A 17916-nucleotide genomic window follows, 5' to 3' on the forward strand; every position below is an offset into this window, starting at 1 on the left:
GGGCAAGCCTAGGGGGATTCGAACGGGCTGTCCACGCGGGCTTTGTGCCACATCCGGCGGCTGGCGCGGACCAACCAGCAGGCGAGGATAAAGGGCGCGGTCAGCGCGGGCAGGTGCAGCGCGGCAAAACCGGGGGTGAGGATGATCGCCAGGGCGATGCCGGCCAGCGGCAACCCAGGTCGGCGGCGTGTGCCGCTCAGGGCCAGGGCGGCCAGCGCCGGGTTGTAGCTGTGCAGGCCGAGGAGGGCGCCGACGGGCTCGCCCAGCAGCAGGGCGAACAGCACGCCGAGGACGGCGCCGGTCAATGCCCATGCTGCGGCACGGCGGCTGGCCAGGCATAACCCGAGCGCAATCAATGCGCCGGCCAGGGGCTGGTCCAGCAGCAGGATTTGCGCGAGGCCGCTAAAAGGCGCGCTGACGATGCCGAGAGCGTCGGGTTCGCGCAAGGCCACGGCGCTTTCGGCGGCCGCGCCCAGCAGCAGCCAGCCGAGGCTGACAAACGGCGCGGTATAGGCGGGCAAGGCCTCGGGCTGGGTGGTGTGTCGCAGCCATTGTCGGGTCAGAATCGCACTCAGGCCGCCGCAGGCGAGGATCAGCGGCACCACCATGACCGACCCGGCAAAGTGCTGGCTGATCAACAGGCCCAGCAACACACCGTTGTAGCTGTACAGGCCGGCCTGGCGTTCCGCCTTGGGATAGTCGCGGCGCTGGGCCGTGAGCAAGCCGGCGAGACCACCCAGCAGTGCACCGCCGAGCAGGGCCGGAGCGCCGAGCAGGATCGCCAGCAGACACAGCAGGCCACACAGCGGCTGGCGCTGCAGGACGATCTGGCTGAAGCCGTTGAGCAGCGCTTCGGCCCAGTCGGGGCAGGAGGGAGTGGGCATTGTTGTGTGATTCAGTGAGAGCGAGTTGTCCTCATCGCAGACTTGCCTGCGATGAGACCCTGACCGGCGCTAGATCAACGTCTGATCGACCCCGGTTGCGCAACCCGCAGTTTCGGCCCTTGCAGGTCCATCGGGATGCTGAAGGGGGCATTCAACAGGGTGGGCAGCCTCGAGAATCAGAATGGCGCGAAAGTCGTTGACGTTGGTGCGGGTCGGTTCGGTGATGATCAGATCGTCGAGGGCGGCGAAATAGCCGTAGCCATTGTTGTTGTCCAGCTCGTCGCAGGCCGACAGCCCCAGCGCTTCGGCGCGGGCGTAGCTGGTGGGGGTCATGAGCGCGCCAGCGTTGTCTTCCGAACCGTCGATGCCGTCGGTATCGCCGGCCAGGGCATAGACGCCGGGCAGGCCCTTGAGGCTGTCGGTGAGGCTCAGCAGGAATTCGGCGTTGCGCCCGCCACGGCCAGTGCCGCGCACGGTCACGGTGGTTTCCCCGCCGGACAGGATCACGCATGGCGCCGCCAACGGCTGGCCGTGCTGCACGATCTGCCGGGTGATCCCGGCGTGGACCTTGGCCACGTCCCGCGCTTCGCCTTCGAGGTCGCCGAGGATCAGCGGGCTGAACCCGGCCTGGCGGGCTTTTACCGCGACCGCTTCCAACGACTGTTGTGGGCGGGCGATCAATTGGAAGTGGCTGCGGGCGAGCAGCGGGTCGCCGGGTTTGACGGTTTCCGAGGCCGGGTTCTGCAACCAACTGCGCACGGACGCCGGCGCGTCGATGTCATAGCGCTTGAGAATGGCCAGGGCCTGTTGCGAAGTGCTCGGGTCGCCGACCGTGGGGCCGGAAGCGATCACCGTGGCCAGGTCGCCCGGCACATCGGAAATCGCGTAGGTATAGACCGTCGCCGGCCATGCCGCCCTGGCCAGTCGGCCGCCCTTGATCGCCGAGAGGTGCTTGCGCACGCAATTCATCTCGCCGATGGTGGCGCCGGATTTGAGCAGGGCTTTGTTGATGGCCTGTTTGTCGGCCAGGCTGATGCCTTCGGCGGGCAGGGCGAGCAACGCCGAGCCACCGCCGGAGAGCAGGAAGATCACCCGGTCGTCTTCGCTCAGTTGGCTGATCAGCGCCAGCACACGCTGCGCCACTTTGATGCCGGCGGCATCCGGGACCGGGTGGGCGGCTTCGACCACTTCGATTTTCTGGCACGGCGCGCCATGGCCGTAGCGGGTGACCACCAGGCCCGTGACTTCACCGTGCCAGGCGTTTTCCACGACCAGCGCCATGGCGGCCGCGGCTTTGCCGGCGCCGATCACAATCACCCGGCCGCTGCGGTCGGCGGGCAGGTAGGCTTCGAGGACTTGCCGGGGATGGGCGGCGTCAATGGCTGTGGCAAACAGCTCGCGAAGCAGGTGTTGCGGATCGAGCGACATAAGCGGGCTCCCGGGGATTTTTTTGTTATTAGAGATGCGGCAATTGCGGCTATTGAAATGCGATCAACCTGTGGAAGGGGGCGTGCTCCCTCCCACATTTGACGGCATTTCAAAAGGGCAGCGGTGTGGGTTATTTGTCGCGAATCGAGAAGTTCGCCATATGCTCCAAGCCCTTGATTAACGCCGAGTGGTCCCAGTTGCCGCCCCCGATCGCGGTGCAGGTGCTGAACACCTGTTGGGTGCCAGCGGTGTTCGGCAGGTTGATCCCCAGCTCCTTGGCCCCGGCCAGCGCCAGGTTGAGGTCCTTCTGGTGCAGGTTGATGCGAAAGCCCGGATCGAAGGTGCCCTTGATCATGCGTTCGCCGTGTACTTCAAGGATCTTCGACGAGGCGAAGCCGCCCATCAGCGCTTCACGCACCTTGGCCGGGTCGGCGCCGTTTTTCGCGGCGAACAGCAGCGCTTCGGCCACCGCCTGGATGTTCAGCGCGACGATAATCTGATTCGCCACTTTGGCTGTCTGGCCGTCGCCGTTGCCGCCGACCAGAGTGATGTTCTTGCCCATGCTCTGGAACAGCGGCAAGGCACGCTCGAAGGTCTGCGGCTCACCGCCGACCATGATGCTCAAGGTGCCAGCCTTGGCCCCGACTTCACCGCCGGACACCGGCGCATCGAGGTACTGCGCGCCGGTCTGGTTGATCCTGGCGGCAAAGGCCTTGGTGGCGGTGGGGGAGATCGAGCTCATGTCGATCACCACCTTGTTCGGCGACAGGCCGGCGGCCACGCCATCGGCGCGGAACAGCACGTCATCGACCTGCGGGGTGTCGGGCACCATGACGATGATGAATTCGGCTTCCTGGGCGACGTGCTGCGGGGTGGCCAGCGCGATGGCGCCGGCGGCGATCAACTCGGCTGGCGCCTTGCCGTGATGCTCGGACAGGAACAATTGGTGACCGGCTTTTTGCAGGTTGGCGGCCATGGGTTGGCCCATGATGCCGGTGCCGATGAATCCGATTTTAGCCATGAAAAAATCCTCTTTTTATTCGATAGAGCGCGGTCTGCCAAACACATGGGGTCCAAATGTGGGAAGGGGCAAGTCCCCTCCCACAGGTTGGTTGCGTGTTGTGCCTGTCAGAGGGCGTTATGGGTCTTGAGCCAACCCAAACCCGCTTCGGTGGTGGTCAACGGCTTGTATTCACAGCCGATCCAACCCTGATAACCGATACGGTCCAAATGCTCGAACAGGAACCGATAGTTGATCTCCCCGGTCCCGGGCTCGTTGCGACCCGGGTTATCCGCCAGTTGGATGTGGTTGATCTCACCCAGATGCGCAGCCAGGGTGCGGGCCAGATCGCCTTCCATGATTTGCATGTGGTAGATGTCGTATTGCAGGAACAGATTGGCGCTGCCCACCTGTTCGCGAATCGCCAGGGCCTGCGCGGTGTTGTTCAGGTAGAACCCAGGGATGTCGCGGGTGTTGATCGCTTCCATCACCAGCTTGATACCCGCCGCTTGCAGGGTGTCGGCGGCGTATTTGAGGTTGGCGACAAAGGTCTTTTCTACGATGGCATCGTCCACGCCCTGCGGCCGGATGCCCGCCAGGCAGTTGACCTGGGTGTTGCCCAGCACCTGGGCGTAAGCGATGGCCAGGTCGACCCCGGCGCGAAACTCCTCGACCCGATCCGGATGGCACGCCAGACCCCGTTCGCCCTTGGCCCAATCGCCGGCCGGCAGGTTGAACAGCACCTGGGTCAAGCCATTGGCGTCCAACTGCGCCTTGATTTCGGCAGAGCTGAATTCGTAGGGGAACAGGTATTCGACGCCTGCAAAGCCCGCATCGGCGGCCGCTTTGAAGCGAGCGAGAAACGCCTGTTCGGTGAACAGCATGGACAGGTTGGCGGCAAAGCGCGGCATAAGGTTCTCCTTAATCGAGCAGGGAAATGGCGGTCGGCGCATCGTTGCCGACCAGGGCCAGATCTTCGAATTCGTTGACGGCGTTGATCTCGGTGCCCATGGAAATATTGGTCACGCGCTCCAGAATAATCTCAACGATCACCGGAACCTTGAATTCTTCGAGCATTTCCTGGGCGCGGCGCAGTGCCGGCTGGATCTGGCCAGGCTCGAACACGCGCAGCGCCTTGCACCCCAGGCCTTCGGCGACCGCGACGTGGTCGACGCCATAGCCGTTGAGTTCCGGGGCGTTGAGGTTGTCGAAAGACAACTGCACGCAGTAGTCCATTTCGAACCCGCGCTGGGCCTGGCGGATCAGCCCCAGGTAGGAGTTGTTCACCACTACGTGGATATATGGCAGCTTGAACTGCGCGCCCACGGCCAGTTCTTCGATCATGAACTGGAAGTCATAGTCGCCGGACAGCGCCACCACCTTGCGGCTCGGGTCGGCCTTGACCACGCCGAGCGCCGCCGGGATGGTCCAACCCAACGGGCCGGCCTGGCCGCAGTTGATCCAGTGACGCGGCTTGTAGACATGCAGGAATTGCGCGCCGGCAATCTGCGACAGGCCGATGGTGCTGACGTAGCAGGTGTCCTTGCCGAACACCTGGTTCATCTCTTCGTACACCCGTTGCGGCTTGACCGGCACGTTGTCGAAGTGGGTCTTGCGCTGCAAGGTGGCCTTGCGCTGCTGGCAGTCATGCAGCCAGGCGCTGCGGTCCTTGAGTTTGCCTGCGGCTTTCCACTCGCGGGCGACTTCGATGAACATCGTCAGTGCGGCCCCGGCGTCGGAAACGATGCCGAGGTCCGGGGTGAATACGCGGCCGATTTGCGTCGGTTCAATGTCGACGTGAATGAACGTGCGCCCCTCGGTGTACACCTCCACCGAACCGGTGTGGCGGTTGGCCCAGCGGTTGCCGATGCCGAGCACCACGTCGGCTTTCAGCAGCGTCGCGTTGCCATAACGGTGCGACGTTTGCAGGCCGACCATGCCTACCATCTGCGGGTGATCGTCGGGGATGGTGCCCCAGCCCATCAAGGTCGGGATCACCGGGATGCCGGTCAACTCGGCGAACTCCACCAGCAGGTCGCTGGCATCGGCATTGATCACGCCGCCACCGCTCACCAGCAGCGGGCGTTCGGCCTGGTCGAGCAGGGTCAGGGCTTTTTCCACCTGGATGCGCGTGGCCAGCGGTTTGGCCAGGGGCAGCGGCTGGTAGGCGTCGATGTCGAATTCGATCTCGGCCATCTGTACGTCGAACGGCAGGTCGATCAGCACCGGGCCAGGGCGGCCGGAGCGCATTTCATAAAAGGCCTTCTGGAACGCATACGGCACCTGGCCGGGTTCGAGGACCGTGGTCGCCCACTTGGTCACCGGCTTGACGATGCTGGTGATGTCCACAGCCTGGAAGTCTTCCTTGTGCATCCGCGCCCGGGGGGCCTGGCCGGTGATGCACAGGATCGGAATCGAGTCGGCCGAGGCGCTGTACAGGCCGGTGACCATGTCGGTGCCCGCCGGGCCCGATGTGCCGATGCACACGCCGATATTGCCGGCCTTGGTGCGGGTGTAGCCCTCGGCCATGTGCGAAGCGCCTTCAACGTGGCGAGCAAGGACGTGATCGATGCCACCGACCTTCTGCAAGGCCGAATACAGCGGGTTGATCGCGGCGCCTGGGATACCGAAGGCGGTGTCTACCCCTTCACGACGCATCACCAGAACGGCGGCTTCGATTGCTCTCATTTTGCTCATTGTTTTGGTGCCTCTTGCGTTTTGTAATTGTATACAAGTGGTGTTTGGTCGAAGTGTATTCACGGCGAGCGTCACAGGTCAATGCATTTTATTCAGTAGCCTTTGCGTTCGTCGGAAGGTCTTTGCAGGGCATTTTTTCGACATTCTGTAGGTTTGCGCGAAAATATTGTATACAAAAAATAACTATATTGTGTTCTATTTGTTGCATCCGGTATCTGTTCCAACAGAGCCCACGGCTTTCCCATAACAAGATAAGGACGGCACCCATGAGCGCTTTAACCTTGAAAGTCGCAGTCAACCTGGCCGGCCAGGCCCTCGCCGCAGGCCGCGCCATTGCCTCGGCACCGCTGACCATTGCGGTGCTGGACGGCGGCGGCCACCTGATCACCCTGCAACGGGACGACGGCGCCAGCCTGCTGCGCCCGCAGATCGCCATCGGCAAGGCCTGGGGTGCGATTGCCCTGGGCAAAGGCTCACGCTTGCTCGCGCTGGATGCGCAGCAACGCCCGGCGTTTATCGCCGCAGTGAACAGCTTGGGGCAGGGCAGCGTGGTGCCGGCGCCGGGCGGGGTGTTGATTCGGGATCAGGAAGGGCTGGTGCTGGGGGCGATCGGGATCAGCGGGGACACATCGGATATTGATGAGCAGTGTGCGATCACGGCGATTGAAGCGCTGGGTTTGTGGGCGGATGCGGGGGTGTCAGCCTGATTTTTGGATGACTGTCAGGGCCTCATCGGGAGCAAGCTCCCTCCCACCTTTGACGGTATTCACAAATAGACATGTGTAAACCCGATCAAATGTGGGAGGGCGCTTGCCCCCGATTGCCACAGGCGCCTCGGTGTCTCAGTCCGGCGCACAGCCCTTGAGCACCAACCGAATAATCGTCTGCGCCGCCGCCTCGTAATCCGCTTCATCCAATTTGGCCTTGCCGGTCACCGCCGAAATCTGCCAATCAAAATCCGCATACGTCTGGGTTGCGGCCCAGATGCTGAACATCAAGTGATTGGGATCGATCGGCGCAATCAACCCACGGTCCACCCAATGCTGGATGCACTGGATATTGTGCTTGGCCTGGGCGTTGAGTTGCTCGACCTGTTCGGCGCTCAGGTGCGGGGCGCCGTGCATGATTTCGCTGGCGAACACCTTGGAGGCGAAGGGCAGGTCGCGGGAGATGCGGATTTTCGAGCGGATGTAGTTGCTCAGTACCGCCGCAGGCTCACCCTCCGGGTTGAACGGCGTCGAGGCTGCCAGGATCGGCTCGATGATGCTCTCGAGCACTTCGCGGTAGAGGTTGTCCTTGGACTTGAAGTAGTAGTAGACGTTGGGCTTGGGCAGCCCGGCCTTGGCGGCGATGTCGCTGGTTTTGGTCGCGGCGAAGCCCTTGTCGGCAAACTCCTCGCTCGCCGCCCGCAGGATCTTTTCTTTGTTGCGCTCGCGAATGCTGCTCATAAACCAGAGGGTTCCTTGCCATGACAGGCGGTTGCGCATGGTAGCACCGGCCTTGCGCGAGCCTCAAGAATGCGCAGGCGCTAGGCTTTCCCTGGGTCGCGTTTGCCATTACCGTATCGGCTCTCTCGCAGTGGACGGTGGTCGATGGACGCTTCTGAAAAAAACGTGATCACAGCGCTGGATGTGGCCCGGCATGCCGGTGTTTCGCGTTCGGCGGTGTCGCGCACGTTCACCCCCGGAGCCAGTGTGGCGCCTGCTACCCGAGAGAAGGTGCTGACCTCGGCCAAGGCGCTGGGCTATCAAGTCAATATGATCGCCCGCACCATGAACAAGGGCAGCAGCAACTTCGTCGGTGTGGTCACCGCCGGCTTCGACAGCGCCTTTCGCGCCAGCCTCCTGAGCCCTATTGCCCATAGCCTGAGCCATCGCGGCTTGATGCCGTTGTTGATGAATGCCGACGATCCGGCCCAGCTTGAGCAGTCGCTGCATGCCTTGCTCAGTTATCAGATTGCCGGGGTGATCCTGACCTCGGCCTCGCCGCCGTTGTCGGTGGTTCAGCATTACCTGGACCGGCAGATTCCAGTGGCCATGATCAACCGCGGTCACGAACTGGCCGGTGCTGAAGTGGTGGGCAGCGACAACCGCGCCGGTGGACGCATGGCGGCCGATGCACTGCTCAGAGGCGGCGCGCGGCGTCTGGCATTCATCGGCCAGGGCGAACATAACTTCAGCAGCCGCGAGCGCTGGCTGGGGTTTTCCGAGCGCCTGGCCGAGGGGAATGTCGAAGCGCAGGCGGTGTTCAATGAAACCCTGGGTTATCAGGGGGGAATGCAGGCCTTGCTGGGGCTGTTCCGTCAGGGCGACGGGCCCGACGGGATTTTCTGTGCAACCGATATGCTGGCCTTGGGGGTGATGGACGCATTGCGTTTCACGCTGCACCTGCACGTGCCGCAACACGTCCAGGTGATCGGCTTCGATGACATTGCCCAGGCCGCGCAATTGGCCTATGACCTGACCACCGTGCGCCAGGACAGCGTTCAACTGGCGCAGCGCGCCGTCGCCGCCATCGTCGCCCGCGGTGAAAATTTTGCACGGATCGCCGAGTTCGAACCGGTGCCGGTGGCCTTGATAGAGCGCGGTACGACGATAATTCAGAAATAAAATTTCAATCTCTTCTTGAAGAGAATAATTATTTCGTGTTGTATGGGCAGTAATCGGTGAGTGGCGGGCCTGACCAAAGGGCGCCTTCACTTTTTTTTCCTGACGGTTTGCACACGTGTGCAATTGACAAGCGAAGGTTGGGCTTATGACTCAGACACAGACATCCTCAGACCTGGCTGACTTGGCAGCGCGTTACGCGCTGGTGTGTCAGGTCGCGACGGAGGCCGCCCAACGTGGCATGGCGTATTACCGGCAGCGCGAGCAACTGAATGTCGAGCACAAGGATTCGGTGCCCCAGGACGTGGTCAGCATCGCCGACCGCGAGCTGGAGGTCTTTATCAAGGCGCGCCTGACCGAGCAGTTTCCCGATGATGGTTTTGTTGGCGAGGAGGGTGGCGCGACCGGTTTACCGGCGCGTTGTGTGTGGGTGGTCGACCCCATCGACGGCACCAGTTGTTTCGTCAATGGCTTGCACACCTGGTGCGTGTCCATCGGTTTGCTGGTGGACGGTCAGCCTTGGTTGGGGGCGGTGGCCGATGCCAATCACAACGAACTGTTTCACGCCTGTCGCGGCCTCGGTGCCTATGTGAATGACATTCCGATCCGGGTCAGCTCCGCCGCGGATATTCGCTACGGTGTGACCGGTGTCGGCACCTCCCACCGACGCGGCAAGGAACACTTCATCCCGTTTCTCGCCGGGCTGCTGGAGGGCGGCGGCATGTTCATTCGCAATGGCTCCGGCGCGCTGATGATCGCCTATGTCGCAGCGGGTCGGCTGGTGGGGTATTACGAAACCCACATTAACAGTTGGGATTGTGCTGCGGGACTGGTGCTGGTCAGTGAGGCTGGTGGCCGTTGCAGTGATTTTCTGCGTGGCGACGGCTTGCTCGGCGGCAACCCGTTGCTGGTGGCCAGCCCCCGGGTGTACCCGCAACTCGCCGAACTGATCGGCCCTTCACTGGAGGCCTGAACAGCGTTCCACGATCTGCGTTTCAACGTACAGCGAATAATAACAATAGGAGTCTGTCCGCCATGAAGTCCCTGCTGTCCTTGTTCCATGCCGCGCCTGCGCGGCCCCTGATTGCCGACCCCGACGGGCGACGCTTTCGCCGAGTGCGCTGGCTGACCTTTTTATCCATGTCCTTGAGCTATGCACTGTTCTACGTGTGCCGATTGTCCTTCAATGTGGCCAAGCCGGCGCTGGTGGCCCAGAACCTGCTCAGCCCTTCGCAGTTGGGCATGATCGGTTCTGCGCTGTTCTTCACCTACGCCGTGGGCAAGCTGGTCAACGGCTTCCTGGCCGACCACGCCAATGTGCGGCGTTTCATGATGCTGGGGTTGTTGATCAGTGCGGTGGTCAATGCCTGTATGGGGCTGACCACCAACGCGATTATTCTCACCCTGGCCTGGGGCCTGAACGGCTGGGCCCAGTCCATGGGGGTGGGGCCGTGCGTGGTGTCGTTGTCGCGTTGGTATGCCGACAAGGAGCGCGGTACGTTCTATGGTTTCTGGTCGATTGCCCACAGCCTGGGCGAAGCCCTGACTTATATTGCCGTCGCTGCTGTGATCGTCACGTGGGGCTGGCAATACGGCTACTTCCTGGCGACTGCCATGGGGGTGCTGGGCATGTTGCTGATCTACCTGTTCATGGCCGACTCGCCGCAGAGCGTGGGTTTTATCGAAGTCGATGGTGGCCGTGAAGAAACCGTGTCGAAGACCCTCGGCAAATGGGGCGCGCAACTGGCGCTGCTGAAAAATCCGGCGCTGTGGTTGCTGGCCCTGGCGTCATGCCTGATGTACATCGGCCGTTACGCGGTGATTTCCTGGGGCGTGTTTTTTCTGGAAAACGCCAAGGGCTACAACACGCTGTCGGCTTCGGCACTGATCTCTATCACCGGTGTGTTCGGTATTGTGGGCACAGGCTTGAGCGGGCTGATTTCTGACCGCTTCTTCAGCGGCCGGCGCCATGGCCTGGCGATCCTGTTCGGCTTGATGAACAGCGTGTCCCTGGGCATGTTCCTGTTCCTGCCCGGCGGCCACTATTGGCTGGATGCGGCGGCCATGATGCTGTTCGGCCTGTCCATGGGCGCGTTGCTGTGCTTCCTCGGTGGCCTGATGGCCGTGGACATTGCGGCTAAAAGTGCGGCTGGTGCGGCACTGGGCATGATCGGTATCGCCAGCTACGCGGGGGCGGCGGCTGGCGAGATCCTCACCGGGGTGTTGATCGAGCATGGCACCACCCTGGCCCATGACGGCAGCAAGCTGTACGACTTCCATACCCTATCGCTGTTCTGGTTGGGCGCTTCGCTGATCTCAGTGCTGATGACCGCGCTGTTTTCCGGTCAGGTTCGTTGGCGCAAGCGCCAGCAGCGTCCGGTTTTGGATAAGCCTCTAGCTAACTGATACCCCCAAGGTTTTCAACAATTCCGAGTCATCGGAAGCGGTACCGCTGCGCGCGTAAAACAGCAAAGTTGTCGTGTCATCAACAATAAAAATAACAGGTGAAAAGATGAAGAAATTAAGCGTTGGGCCTCATAAAAAAGCATTAAGGCGTTATTCGTTTATCGGTTTGGTCATTGCGTCCACCACCACTCAGGCCCTCGAACTTGACTACCAACATCAGTATTCGGAAGTCGAGCGTGAACATAAGGACAAGGTGATGTTGACCCAGGCCCTGGACAACGGGTTGGCGTTCTCCTTCGAAGCCATCATGGCCACTGCTCCCGACAGCGATGGCCAGCCGGGCAAGGCGTTTTCCCGCCTGACCAAGGACGAACTCAAGGCCAAGGTCAAGTACAGCCACAAGCTGGGGACCCAGTGGAAGGTCAAACCCAAGTTTACCTACGCCGATGGTAAGGATAAGAAGTCCTATAAACCGTCGTTGAAAGTGTCTTATGCGATCACCGATAAGTTCTCCATCACGCCGGGCTATTACCACAAGCTCACGCGTTATGACGAAGAGGGCAAGGCCGATAAACACGACAATGCGGTTGAATTGGGCGCCAAGTATAAGTTTGGCCTGTTGTCGGTCGGTGTTGGGCGCAAGCAGATTTACAGTAATCAGGTGGTCTTCGACGGTACCCGCAAGAACTACAGCAATAAGCTGTTGTTCGAATACAAACTCACCAAACAGTTTACCCCCTACCTTGAAGTGGCCGACGTGTACGTCGACAAGAACACTGACCAGCGCCAGGCCCGCTATCGCGTGGGCTTCTCCTACGAATTCTGATGAAAGGAAAATGAGCATGACCCTCTTCAATCGAACGGGCCTGGCATTGGTCGCCCTCACGTTGTGCGCCAGCCTGCAAGCCGCCGAAACGAACCGTTACGTGCTGGAAAAAGTGGTGCAGGTCAGCCGCCATGGCGTGCGTTCGCCCACCGATACCGACAAATTGGTCAAGGCCACCGGCCGCGCCTGGACGCCATGGCTGGTACAGGACGGTGAGCTGACCGGCCATGGTTATCTGGCCGCCAGCTACATGGGGGCCTGGCAGGCGGCGTACTACCGCAACGCCGGTCTGCTGGCCGATAGCTGCCCGTCGCCGGGCAGCGTCGTGGCGGTTGCCAGCCCCAAACAGCGCACACGTTCTACCGCCGCCGCCCTGCTCGATGGCATGTTCCCCGGCTGCGGCGAAAAAGCGCTGGCGCGCAGCAAGCCGGACCCGTTGTTCCAGACCGATGAAATGCCCTTCGCGCAGATTGACCCCGCTATTGCCAAAGCCCAGATCCTGCAGGCCCTCGGCGGCTCTCTGCAATCAGCCCGCGAGCGCTTGCGCCCTGACCTGGAGCGTCTGAAAAGTGCAGTGTGCGAAGCGGGCAAAGCTTGCCCGTTCTTCGACACGCCCTGGGTCTTGAAAGAGGGCGATGGCGGGCGGTTCAAGATCAAGGGCCTGGACAAGGCCTCGTCGATGGCCGAGACCATTCGCCTGCAATACAGCGAAGGCATGCCGCTGGCAGATGTCGCTTTCGGCCATGCTCGCGATGCGGCGCAAGTCTCGGCGCTGGGGCGGCTGCACCGGGCCAAATATGACTTCATCAATGACACCCCGCACGTTGCCAGTCGTGGCGGTTCGCAGTTGATGAACCAGATTGTGCTGGCCCTGGAGCAGGGGACGCCGTTGGAGAAGAACGATCCGTTGGGCAACCCGCCTGCGGCGCGTCTGCTGATGCTGGTGGCCCACGACACCAACATCTCGCACCTGCGTACCCTGCTGGGGTTTACATGGCAGCTTGGCGAGTACCAGCGGGGCAATATCCCGCCCAGCGGCACGCTGGCGTTCGAGCGCTACCGCGACACCCAGACCGGCGAGCGCTTTATCCGCACGCGGTTCATCACACAAGGCATGGATCAGATTCGCGCCTTACAGCGCCTGGACAGTGAACATCCGCCCTTGCAGGCTGACTTTGATCAGCCGGGTTGCCAGCACACCCCGCTCGGCATCCTGTGTCCGATTGCGCAGTTCGTCGAGCGCACCGACCGGGCCATCGATCGCACAGCGCTGACGGCGTACCGCTACCCTTGACCCCGGCGTGGTCATTCTCGCCTGCGATACGCGGGAATGACCTACCCGTAGACCCGCCACAGGAAACCGATATGTTCTCTTCCTACCTACGTTTTACCCCCTTGTTACTGCTCGGTCTGATGTCGATCCCGGCTCAGGCCGCACCGGCTGACGGGTTTGTGCTGGATAAGGTGGTGCAGGTCAGCCGCCACGGTGTGCGCCCGCCCACCGATAGCCCGAAACTGGCCAAGGTCACCGGCCGTGCGCTGCCTACCTGGTCGGTGCCCGACGGACATTTGACCGGTCATGGCTACGCGGCGGCAGTGGAAATGGGGCGCTATCGCGGCCAGGTGCTGCGCGCTGCCGGCCTGTTGCCCGATGGCTGCCCGGCCCCTGGCGAGGTATTTGTGCGCGCCAGTCCGTTGCAACGCACCCAAGCCACCGCTTCGGCCCTGCTCGATGGCCTGTTCCCTGGCTGTGGGTTGCAGCCGAGCGTGGTGCAGGGGAACCAGGATGCGCTGTTCCAGAGTGACAAAATGCCCTTCGCCCGACTCGACCCCCAGCGTGCCGAAGACAGCGTGCTCGCCCGCATGGGCGGCAGCGTGGCCAGAGCTCAAACCCGTTACCACGGGGCTGAGCAGCAGTTGCGCAGTGTGATCTGCGGTGCATCGAACACCTGCGCCTACCGTGACGAACCCTGGCAGTTGACCCAGGACGAAGATGGTCGCCTGGCCATCAAAGGCCTCAATACACAAGCCAATCTTGGGGAAACCTTTCGCCTGGAATACAGCGAAGGCCTGCCGCTGGATCAGGTTGCCTTCGGTCACGGGCGCACCGCGCAACAGGTGTCCCAACTGACCGCGCTGACCAAGGCCAAATACGATTTCATCAATGACAGCCCGTACATCGCCAGCCGCGGAGGCTCGCAGTTGATGAATCAGATTTCCCTGGCGCTCAAGCAAGGCACGCCCCAAGCCACGGAGGATGCGCTGGGCACGCCGCCGGACGTGCGTTTCACCCTGTTGGTGGCCCATGACACCAATATCTCGTATTTGCGCACGATGCTCGGCTTTCGCTGGACCTTGGGCGACTACCTGGAGGGCAATATCCCGCCGGTCGGCAGCCTCCAGTTCGAACGCTACAAACAGCTGGCGACCGGGCGCTATTTCTTGCGGGTGGCGTTCGAGGCGCAGTCTCTGGAGCAGATTCGCCAACTGGCGCCGTTGACGGCGGGACAGCCGCCGCTGCATGCCGACCTGGCCGGTGGTGAGGGGTGTGTCAGCACGTCTGCGGGCGTGTTATGCCCGTTGGCTGGCGCCTTGCAGCGGCTTGATCGACACATCGATCGTAGCGCGCTGACGCCGTACCACTATCCATAACAGTGCGAGCCTCGTCTTGGCGCACAGCATCGGTGGTGGATCGCAGGGGCGAGACGCTCGGTCAGAGTACTGCTGGCCTGGGCTGCTCGATGCCGATCTTGCTGAACGCGGTGACGGGCACTATTGCCGGGGCGCTGGTCACCGTGGCGGGAAAAACTGGCGGGCCGTGTGCGGTCGATCGTGCATCCCGGTTTTGGCCTACAAAAAACTCGGAAATAGACTATCTGTAAAATATAGACGAATTGTTTAGGTTGGCGTAGTGTCCGCTGGGTCAGTGACTGAGCCTGCGTCAATCACCCGTGTTCCTTCGGGTTAGCCAGGCCTCAGGCACTACGCAGAATAAAAATAATTCGGTAGGTGCCTTCATGAAACAGGTCAAACAGACGCTCTATGCCGTAACGATCACCCTCGGGCTGTTGTCGGTGGCCCATGCGCAGCCGCTGCGTTTCGCCACGGAGGGTGCTTATCCGCCTTTCAACTATGTGGACTCGAATAACCAACTGCGTGGTTTTGACGTCGATATGGCGAACGCCCTGTGCGCCAGGCTCGGCGTCGAATGCACGATTGTTGCCCAGGACTGGGAAGGCATCATCCCGGGCCTGCTTGCGAAAAAGTACGACGCGATCATCGCCTCGATGGCCATCACCGAAGAGCGCCAGAAGACCGTCAGCTTCACCCAGCCCTACAACCGCACGCGCATGGTTCTGGCAGTGCCCAGGGGCAGCGACATTCAGGACGCTGCGCCGGCCACGTTGTCCGGCAAGACGGTCGGCGCTCAGTCGTCGTCCACCCAGGGTATCTACAACCAGGATGTCTATGGCGCCAATGGGGCGCGGGTCAAGTTGTACGTCGGCCAGGACGAGGCCAACAGCGACCTGCTCAACGGCCGCCTGGATGCGGTGGTCAACGACAGCGCGCCAATGCAGGAGTGGTTGAAGAACACCGACCCGCAGTGTTGCCGGGTGCTGGCTATCCCCGGTACGCAAAGCGACGCCGGTATTGCCGTGCGCAAGGCCGATGAGGCGTTGCGCGCCAGGCTGAACCAGGCCATCGCGGACGTGATCGCCGACGGCACGTATCGACAGCTCAAGTTGGCCCATGGCCTTGAGGATGATTAAGCGCGGGGGCGCCTTCCATGTTCGAGTCATTAGGGTTGTTGTCGTTGGGCGCCGGTGGGTGGGGCGGCGCGCTGCTGGCGGGCGCAGGGGTCACGATGGCGCTGGCATTGGCGTGTGTGCCGCTGGGGTTGCCATTGGGGTTGTTGGTGGCGCTGTGCAGCAGATCGGCAAACGCCACGGTGAGGGCGATGGCTGCGCTGTTCTCCACCTGTTTTCGTGGCCTGCCGGAGTTGCTGACGTTATTGATCGTGTATTACGGCATCCAGATCGCGCTGCAGAAGTTCCAGGCGTATTGGGGCGGTTCGGCCGAGTTTGGCATCAACGCGTTCGTGGCGGCGGTGATCGCGTTCAGCCTGGTGCTGGCGGCCTTTTCCAGCGAGGTATGGCTGGGGGCGTTGAAGACCGTGGCGCGCGGCCAGTACGAAGGCGCCCAGGCACTGGGCTTGAGCCGCAGGCACACGTTTTTCAAGGTGGTGCTGCCGCAGGTGATGAGGATCGCCTTGCCGGGGCTTTCGAACAACTGGTTGAGCCTGCTCAAGGACACGGCGTTGGTGTCGACCATTTCCCTGGTGGACCTGATGCGCCAGACCAGCCTGGCGGTGAACGCCACCAAGGAACCGATGCTGTTTTATCTGGCGGCGTGTGGCCTGTACCTGCTGCTGTCGTCGATGTCGGGGTTTTGCATCGCACAGCTTGAAAAGCACTACGGCCAGGGTCGGGAGCGTGCCTCATGATGGGGGGCGAGCGTTTTGCCGAGTGGCTCGGGCTTGAACTGCTTCAGCGCTACGGTGCGCAGTTGTTCGATGGCTTGTTGCTGACCCTGCAATTGGTGGCGATATCCAGCAGCGCCGGGATGGTGCTTGGCGTGCTGTTGGCGTTGGGCAGGACTTCACGCTGGCGTTTGTTGCAGTACGGGTGCAGGGCCTATCTCTACTTTTTCAGGGGCTCGCCGCTGTTGGCGCAGTTGTTCCTGATCTATTACGGCTTGGGTTCCTTCCACGGTTTCTGGCGCGACCTTGGCCTGTGGGGCTGGTTCGGCGACCCGTGGTTTTGCGCTGTGCTGGCGTTCACCTTGAATACGGCGGCCTATCAGGCCGAGATCTTTCGCGGCGGGTTGCTCTCCGTGCCTCGTGCCCACTATGAAGCCGCGACGGTGTTGGGGTTGAGCCGCACCACCACGTTTTTCAAGGTGACCTTGCCGCAGGTGCTCATCGTGACGGTGGGGCCACTGGGCAATGAACTGATTTTGATCATCAAGGCCAGCGCGATTGTGTCGCTGGTGACCTTGCTGGATTTGATGGGCGTGGCCAAGTTGGCGTTCTCACGCACTTTTGATTTCCAGGTGTATGTGTGGGTGGCGCTGGTCTACCTGCTGGTGGTCGAGTGTGTCCGGCGAGGGGTGAACCGGATCAATCGTCGACTCACCCGCCACATGCGGCCAACTGACGAATGATAGGGAAGGGTGGATACATGGGGTCATCAGGGGAGTTTGAGCGGTCGATCTGCGCGCCTGCGCCGGTGGTGATCGACGTCGAAGGGCTGAGTAAATGGTACGGCCCATACCAGGTGCTGCACGGTATCGACCTGCGCGTGGTGCAGGGCGAGCGGATTGTGCTGTGCGGCACCTCGGGCTCCGGCAAGTCCACATTGATCCGTTGCCTCAATCGTCTGGAACCGGCGCAGCAGGGCCGAATCCAGGTGCTGGGCGCCGACTTGAGCGCTTCGCCGACGCTCTGCCGCGCGGCCTTGCGTGAGGTCGGCATGGTGTTTCAGGGCTTCAACCTGTTTCCGCACCTGACCGTCTTGCAAAACTGCATGCTGGCGCCGATGTCCGTGCGCGGCATGCCCCGCGACAGCGCGCAGGACCAGGCGATGGCGCTGCTGAAAAAAGTCGGGATCGATCAACACTGGAAAAAATACCCGGCGCAACTGTCGGGCGGCCAACAGCAGCGGGTCGCGATAGCGAGGGCATTGTGCATGACCCCGAAAATCATGCTGTTCGATGAGCCGACGTCGGCACTCGACCCGGAGGCTGTCGGCGAGGTGCTGGACGTGATGGTCATGCTCGCCGAAAGTGGCATGACCTTGCTCTGCGTCACCCACGAAATGGGCTTTGCCCGGCAAGTCGCCGGGCGTGTGCTGTTTCTCGATGGCGGGCGGATCATCGAAGACCAGCCGCCGGAGGCGTTTTTCACTGCGCCACGCACACCTCGCGCGCAAGCGTTTCTGGCGCAGGTGCTGGGGTAGGCGGCTGGTATCGAGCAGGCAAAAAAAAGCCATTCGAGCGCGTCGAATGGCT

17 protein-coding genes are annotated in these 17916 nt (G+C 61.9%); 11 read left to right on the forward strand and 6 right to left on the reverse strand.

Annotated features, from left to right (window positions below; all coding sequences use genetic code 11):
- Positions 1–8 precede the first annotated feature (8 nt).
- The 5 genes from C8K66_RS05380 to gcl form a co-directional block, all read right to left on the reverse strand.
- Positions 9–884: an urea transporter gene (locus C8K66_RS05380; RefSeq protein WP_108524414.1), complete on the reverse strand. Its 876-nt coding sequence runs from the start codon at positions 882–884 to the stop codon at positions 9–11.
- A gap of 69 nt (positions 885–953) precedes the next feature.
- On the reverse strand, positions 954–2312 hold the full coding sequence (locus C8K66_RS05385; protein WP_108524415.1) for a glycerate kinase: 1359 nt from the start codon (positions 2310–2312) through the stop codon (positions 954–956).
- 130 nt (positions 2313–2442) lie between these two features.
- Positions 2443–3333 (reverse strand): 2-hydroxy-3-oxopropionate reductase, encoded by an 891-nt coding sequence (locus tag C8K66_RS05390; protein WP_046486391.1) that lies wholly within the window; start codon positions 3331–3333, stop codon positions 2443–2445.
- Positions 3334–3440: 107 nt separating this feature from the next.
- On the reverse strand, positions 3441–4223 hold the full coding sequence (hyi, locus tag C8K66_RS05395) for a hydroxypyruvate isomerase (RefSeq protein ID WP_108524416.1): 783 nt from the start codon (positions 4221–4223) through the stop codon (positions 3441–3443).
- A 10-nt stretch (positions 4224–4233) separates the two neighbouring features.
- The gene (gcl, locus tag C8K66_RS05400; protein WP_108524417.1) at positions 4234–6009 is read right to left on the reverse strand and encodes a glyoxylate carboligase; all 1776 of its coding nucleotides are present in this window, start codon (positions 6007–6009) and stop codon (positions 4234–4236) included.
- A 266-nt stretch (positions 6010–6275) separates the two neighbouring features.
- Here gcl and C8K66_RS05405 point away from each other — a divergent pair, with 266 nt between their 5' ends.
- On the forward strand, positions 6276–6716 hold the full coding sequence (locus tag C8K66_RS05405) for a heme-binding protein (protein ID WP_108524418.1): 441 nt from the start codon (positions 6276–6278) through the stop codon (positions 6714–6716).
- Between the two features lie 135 nt (positions 6717–6851).
- On the opposite strand, the gene C8K66_RS05410 is transcribed toward C8K66_RS05405, so the two are convergent.
- On the reverse strand, positions 6852–7457 hold the full coding sequence (locus tag C8K66_RS05410) for a TetR/AcrR family transcriptional regulator (protein ID WP_017849460.1): 606 nt from the start codon (positions 7455–7457) through the stop codon (positions 6852–6854).
- A 144-nt stretch (positions 7458–7601) separates the two neighbouring features.
- On the opposite strand from C8K66_RS05410, the gene C8K66_RS05415 reads away from it, so the two are divergent.
- From C8K66_RS05415 to C8K66_RS05460, 10 genes are all read left to right on the forward strand, one after another.
- Positions 7602–8618 (forward strand): LacI family DNA-binding transcriptional regulator, encoded by a 1017-nt coding sequence (locus tag C8K66_RS05415; protein ID WP_108524419.1) that lies wholly within the window; start codon positions 7602–7604, stop codon positions 8616–8618.
- Between the two features lie 145 nt (positions 8619–8763).
- Positions 8764–9588, forward strand: coding sequence for an inositol monophosphatase (locus tag C8K66_RS05420; protein ID WP_108524420.1), 825 nt, complete (start codon positions 8764–8766; stop codon positions 9586–9588).
- 62 nt (positions 9589–9650) lie between these two features.
- Positions 9651–11021, forward strand: a complete 1371-nt coding sequence (locus tag C8K66_RS05425) for an MFS transporter (RefSeq protein WP_108524421.1) — start codon at positions 9651–9653, stop codon at positions 11019–11021.
- Positions 11022–11127: 106 nt separating this feature from the next.
- Entirely contained in the window at positions 11128–11847 is a 720-nt protein-coding gene (locus tag C8K66_RS05430; protein ID WP_108524422.1) for an oligogalacturonate-specific porin KdgM family protein, read from the forward strand.
- 16 nt (positions 11848–11863) lie between these two features.
- Entirely contained in the window at positions 11864–13141 is a 1278-nt protein-coding gene (locus C8K66_RS05435; protein WP_256590911.1) for a histidine-type phosphatase, read from the forward strand.
- A 71-nt stretch (positions 13142–13212) separates the two neighbouring features.
- Complete coding sequence (locus C8K66_RS05440) at positions 13213–14499, forward strand: histidine-type phosphatase (RefSeq protein WP_108524424.1); 1287 nt, start codon at positions 13213–13215, stop codon at positions 14497–14499.
- Positions 14500–14864: 365 nt separating this feature from the next.
- Complete coding sequence (locus C8K66_RS05445; RefSeq protein WP_108524425.1) at positions 14865–15617, forward strand: transporter substrate-binding domain-containing protein; 753 nt, start codon at positions 14865–14867, stop codon at positions 15615–15617.
- A 17-nt stretch (positions 15618–15634) separates the two neighbouring features.
- Complete coding sequence (locus C8K66_RS05450) at positions 15635–16351, forward strand: ABC transporter permease (protein ID WP_046384204.1); 717 nt, start codon at positions 15635–15637, stop codon at positions 16349–16351.
- Positions 16348–17070, forward strand: coding sequence for an ABC transporter permease (locus tag C8K66_RS05455; protein ID WP_046384203.1), 723 nt, complete (start codon positions 16348–16350; stop codon positions 17068–17070). Before C8K66_RS05450 ends, C8K66_RS05455 begins: the two co-directional genes overlap by 4 nt.
- A 17-nt stretch (positions 17071–17087) precedes the next feature.
- Positions 17088–17864, forward strand: coding sequence for an amino acid ABC transporter ATP-binding protein (locus tag C8K66_RS05460; RefSeq protein ID WP_046384202.1), 777 nt, complete (start codon positions 17088–17090; stop codon positions 17862–17864).
- Positions 17865–17916: the final 52 nt, after the last annotated feature.

The organism is Pseudomonas sp. GV105, assembly GCF_003058185.1.
GTDB classification, from domain to species: Bacteria; Pseudomonadota; Gammaproteobacteria; order Pseudomonadales; family Pseudomonadaceae; genus Aquipseudomonas; species Aquipseudomonas veronii.

Excerpts from the sequence above, each read along its gene's own strand:
- C8K66_RS05425 (WP_108524421.1), top strand. The coding sequence starts at position 9,651 with ATGAAGTCCCTGCTGTCCTTGTTCCATGCCGCGCCTGCGCGGCCCCTG.
- C8K66_RS05420 (WP_108524420.1), top strand. The coding sequence starts at position 8,764 with ATGACTCAGACACAGACATCCTCAGACCTGGCTGACTTGGCAGCGCGT.
- C8K66_RS05415 (WP_108524419.1), top strand. The coding sequence starts at position 7,602 with ATGGACGCTTCTGAAAAAAACGTGATCACAGCGCTGGATGTGGCCCGG.
- hyi (WP_108524416.1), bottom strand. The coding sequence starts at position 4,223 with ATGCCGCGCTTTGCCGCCAACCTGTCCATGCTGTTCACCGAACAGGCG.
- C8K66_RS05460 (WP_046384202.1), top strand. The coding sequence starts at position 17,088 with ATGGGGTCATCAGGGGAGTTTGAGCGGTCGATCTGCGCGCCTGCGCCG.
- C8K66_RS05390 (WP_046486391.1), bottom strand. The coding sequence starts at position 3,333 with ATGGCTAAAATCGGATTCATCGGCACCGGCATCATGGGCCAACCCATG.
- C8K66_RS05435 (WP_256590911.1), top strand. The coding sequence starts at position 11,864 with ATGACCCTCTTCAATCGAACGGGCCTGGCATTGGTCGCCCTCACGTTG.
- C8K66_RS05455 (WP_046384203.1), top strand. The coding sequence starts at position 16,348 with ATGATGGGGGGCGAGCGTTTTGCCGAGTGGCTCGGGCTTGAACTGCTT.
- C8K66_RS05405 (WP_108524418.1), top strand. The coding sequence starts at position 6,276 with ATGAGCGCTTTAACCTTGAAAGTCGCAGTCAACCTGGCCGGCCAGGCC.
- gcl (WP_108524417.1), bottom strand. The coding sequence starts at position 6,009 with ATGAGCAAAATGAGAGCAATCGAAGCCGCCGTTCTGGTGATGCGTCGT.
- C8K66_RS05410 (WP_017849460.1), bottom strand. The coding sequence starts at position 7,457 with ATGAGCAGCATTCGCGAGCGCAACAAAGAAAAGATCCTGCGGGCGGCG.
- C8K66_RS05440 (WP_108524424.1), top strand. The coding sequence starts at position 13,213 with ATGTTCTCTTCCTACCTACGTTTTACCCCCTTGTTACTGCTCGGTCTG.
- C8K66_RS05380 (WP_108524414.1), bottom strand. The coding sequence starts at position 884 with ATGCCCACTCCCTCCTGCCCCGACTGGGCCGAAGCGCTGCTCAACGGC.
- C8K66_RS05450 (WP_046384204.1), top strand. The coding sequence starts at position 15,635 with ATGTTCGAGTCATTAGGGTTGTTGTCGTTGGGCGCCGGTGGGTGGGGC.
- C8K66_RS05445 (WP_108524425.1), top strand. The coding sequence starts at position 14,865 with ATGAAACAGGTCAAACAGACGCTCTATGCCGTAACGATCACCCTCGGG.
- C8K66_RS05430 (WP_108524422.1), top strand. The coding sequence starts at position 11,128 with ATGAAGAAATTAAGCGTTGGGCCTCATAAAAAAGCATTAAGGCGTTAT.
- C8K66_RS05385 (WP_108524415.1), bottom strand. The coding sequence starts at position 2,312 with ATGTCGCTCGATCCGCAACACCTGCTTCGCGAGCTGTTTGCCACAGCC.